The sequence below is a fragment of the Caballeronia udeis genome, assembly GCF_001544555.2.
Taxonomy (GTDB): Bacteria; Pseudomonadota; Gammaproteobacteria; order Burkholderiales; family Burkholderiaceae; genus Caballeronia; species Caballeronia udeis.
This window is the reverse complement of sequence record NZ_FCOK02000165.1, coordinates 1-3,747: the sequence shown is the minus strand read 5'-3', so window position 1 is coordinate 3,747 and position 3,747 is coordinate 1. Positions and strand designations below refer to the sequence as shown.

The 3,747-nt window shown below is 61.4% G+C and carries 2 protein-coding genes; both read right to left on the bottom strand.

Features of this window, described 5'->3' with window-relative positions:
- Positions 1-90: 90 nt before the first annotated feature.
- Positions 91-1,461: a group II intron reverse transcriptase/maturase gene (gene ltrA, locus AWB69_RS44865; RefSeq protein WP_062093180.1), complete on the bottom strand. Its 1,371-nt coding sequence runs from the start codon at positions 1,459-1,461 to the stop codon at positions 91-93.
- Positions 1,462-1,959: 498 nt separating this feature from the next.
- Positions 1,960-3,330, bottom strand: coding sequence for a group II intron reverse transcriptase/maturase (gene ltrA / locus AWB69_RS44860; RefSeq protein WP_062093180.1), 1,371 nt, complete (start codon positions 3,328-3,330; stop codon positions 1,960-1,962).
- Between the last annotated feature and the right edge of the window lie 417 nt (positions 3,331-3,747).

Below are 3,747 nucleotides of genomic sequence, written 5' to 3'. Positions count from 1 at the left end.
GATCGGGATAGGGGCAGGCCTCGCGGCCCGACCCCTCCCACACCACCGTGCGTACGGGTCCGTACACGGCGGTTCGGATCGGTTGACCGACTATGACGACCCAACCGATGGAAGACCAAGCGAGCGGAAGTAACGATTGGGCAGCGCCTTGCTGAGCGCCGGACTACAGCTGAGGCGCCACGCGTTGTGCGGCGAGCCCGCCGTCTGGGCGGCGAGGTTGCGGTTGACGCCCCGCGCAATGAGCTCCTGGAATCGGGTCCGGCCGCTCTTCCACTGCTTCCAGAAGAAACAGCGAAGACGCCGACGAATCCATTCATCCAGTTGCCGAAGCACGCTGGGCGTTTCACAGAAACCGAAGTAGCCACGCCAGCCGGTCAGATATCGTTTCAGCGTGCCGATCAACTGGTCGACGCTGATTCCTCGCGTGCGTTGAGTCAACTCCCGGATTCGATCCTTGAAACGAGTCAGCGCCTTGGGCGCAATGCGCCGTTTGACCTGTACTCGGTCCGAGAAGGTGAATCCAAGGAATTTGCGTGTGTGTGGCCGCGCGACCGCGCTCTTCGCCTCATTGACCTTCAGCTTCAGCTTGCCGGTAAGGTAGGTTTTTAGCCCCGCCATCACCCGCTGGCCTGCGCGTTCGCTGCGTACGTAGACGTTACTGTCGTCGGCGTACCTCACGAAGCGCAGACCGCGCCGCTCAAGCTCCCGGTCGAGCTCGTCAAGCATCAGATTGGATAACAACGGCGATAGCGGACCACCTTGCGGTGCCCCTTCGTCCGTTGCACCAACCAGCCCGTGCTCCATCACACCCGCCGTCAAGAAGGAGCGGATCAGCTTCAACATCCGTTTGTCGCTGACCCGCCTTGCCACCCGGCTCATCAGGATGTCGTGGCTCACGCGATCGAAGAATTTCTCGAGGTCCAAATCGACAACCCAGCGATATCCTGCTTGGATGTAGTTTTGCGCCTGTGCCACGGCCTGATGGGCCGAGCGCCCCGGACGGAAGCCGTAACTAGAATCCGAGAACGTCGGGTCCCACTGCTTTTGCAGTACCTGCAACACCGCCTGCTGGATAAACCGATCGAGCGCAGAGGGGATGCCGAGTTTGCGCACGCCAGCTCCATCCGGCTTGGGTATCTCCACCCGTCTCACAGGTTGGGGCTTGTAGGTTCCTTCGAGCAGTGAGGCCCGTATCGACGGCCAATGCTCACGCAGGTACGCCGGTAGTGCGTGGACCGTCATGCCGTCCACGCCCGGTGCACCCTTGTTTGACTTCACACGTTTCAACGCCCGCTTCAGGTTCTCCCTTTCACAGACCTCTTCCATCAGTCGGTCACAAGCCGACGGGCTTTCAGACTCGGGGTTCGCCGCCACAGGTTCAGCCCCTCGATCAACAGCCCCCGGGGCTACACCCCTTCCTCCGTTGCCGAGGACGCGTTGCGTTTTCTGCTGCGCTCCCATGTCGAGTTCTCCGGCTTACTCGCCGCTCCTTTCCGTTCGGGCCTTCAGGCGTCGCCGCCCTACTATGCCTTCTGCTGACTCCTGCACGGCGCTCAACGTCCCTTACGAGCCGTTCAGTCCTGAGTCCAGGACACCGCACAGGCCTCCCGAGGTAAGCTCAACCGCCTTCACCACACACCTGCCAGATCTACCACCCCGCGCCTTGATGGTCATGGACTTCGCGATCATTGGCTCGCTCGTCCGCCCGGGTAGGCCTCATATCTGGTTTCTGTTCGTCAGGTCGTGGCTTTGCTACACGCTTCCTTCAGACCCCGCCTCACGACAACGCCCTTGCGTTCGCTAGTCCTTCACCACCATCAGGTTGGACAGGGGACTTGCACCCCCAAGCTGTTGCGCATGCTCGGCGCACATCGGGATAGGGGCAGGCCTCGCGGCCCGACCCCTCCCACACCACCGTGCGTACGGGTCCGTACACGGCGGTTCGGATCGGTTGACCGACTATGACGACCCAACCGATGGAAGACCAAGCGAGCGGAAGTAACGATTGGGCAGCGCCTTGCTGAGCGCCGGACTACAGCTGAGGCGCCACGCGTTGTGCGGCGAGCCCGCCGTCTGGGCGGCGAGGTTGCGGTTGACGCCCCGCGCAATGAGCTCCTGGAATCGGGTCCGGCCGCTCTTCCACTGCTTCCAGAAGAAACAGCGAAGACGCCGACGAATCCATTCATCCAGTTGCCGAAGCACGCTGGGCGTTTCACAGAAACCGAAGTAGCCACGCCAGCCGGTCAGATATCGTTTCAGCGTGCCGATCAACTGGTCGACGCTGATTCCTCGCGTGCGTTGAGTCAACTCCCGGATTCGATCCTTGAAACGAGTCAGCGCCTTGGGCGCAATGCGCCGTTTGACCTGTACTCGGTCCGAGAAGGTGAATCCAAGGAATTTGCGTGTGTGTGGCCGCGCGACCGCGCTCTTCGCCTCATTGACCTTCAGCTTCAGCTTGCCGGTAAGGTAGGTTTTTAGCCCCGCCATCACCCGCTGGCCTGCGCGTTCGCTGCGTACGTAGACGTTACTGTCGTCGGCGTACCTCACGAAGCGCAGACCGCGCCGCTCAAGCTCCCGGTCGAGCTCGTCAAGCATCAGATTGGATAACAACGGCGATAGCGGACCACCTTGCGGTGCCCCTTCGTCCGTTGCACCAACCAGCCCGTGCTCCATCACACCCGCCGTCAAGAAGGAGCGGATCAGCTTCAACATCCGTTTGTCGCTGACCCGCCTTGCCACCCGGCTCATCAGGATGTCGTGGCTCACGCGATCGAAGAATTTCTCGAGGTCCAAATCGACAACCCAGCGATATCCTGCTTGGATGTAGTTTTGCGCCTGTGCCACGGCCTGATGGGCCGAGCGCCCCGGACGGAAGCCGTAACTAGAATCCGAGAACGTCGGGTCCCACTGCTTTTGCAGTACCTGCAACACCGCCTGCTGGATAAACCGATCGAGCGCAGAGGGGATGCCGAGTTTGCGCACGCCAGCTCCATCCGGCTTGGGTATCTCCACCCGTCTCACAGGTTGGGGCTTGTAGGTTCCTTCGAGCAGTGAGGCCCGTATCGACGGCCAATGCTCACGCAGGTACGCCGGTAGTGCGTGGACCGTCATGCCGTCCACGCCCGGTGCACCCTTGTTTGACTTCACACGTTTCAACGCCCGCTTCAGGTTCTCCCTTTCACAGACCTCTTCCATCAGTCGGTCACAAGCCGACGGGCTTTCAGACTCGGGGTTCGCCGCCACAGGTTCAGCCCCTCGATCAACAGCCCCCGGGGCTACACCCCTTCCTCCGTTGCCGAGGACGCGTTGCGTTTTCTGCTGCGCTCCCATGTCGAGTTCTCCGGCTTACTCGCCGCTCCTTTCCGTTCGGGCCTTCAGGCGTCGCCGCCCTACTATGCCTTCTGCTGACTCCTGCACGGCGCTCAACGTCCCTTACGAGCCGTTCAGTCCTGAGTCCAGGACACCGCACAGGCCTCCCGAGGTAAGCTCAACCGCCTTCACCACACACCTGCCAGATCTACCACCCCGCGCCTTGATGGTCATGGACTTCGCGATCATTGGCTCGCTCGTCCGCCCGGGTAGGCCTCATATCTGGTTTCTGTTCGTCAGGTCGTGGCTTTGCTACACGCTTCCTTCAGACCCCGCCTCACGACGACGCCCTTGCGTTCGCTAGTCCTTCACCACCATCAGGTTGGACAGGGGACTTGCACCCCCAAGCTGTTGCGCATGCTCGGCGCACCAAAAAAA

Bases quoted from the DNA above. Each gene is read 5' to 3' on its own strand.
- ltrA (WP_062093180.1), bottom strand. From the start codon at position 1,461: ATGGGAGCGCAGCAGAAAACGCAACGCGTCCTCGGCAACGGAGGAAGG.
- ltrA (WP_062093180.1), bottom strand. From the start codon at position 3,330: ATGGGAGCGCAGCAGAAAACGCAACGCGTCCTCGGCAACGGAGGAAGG.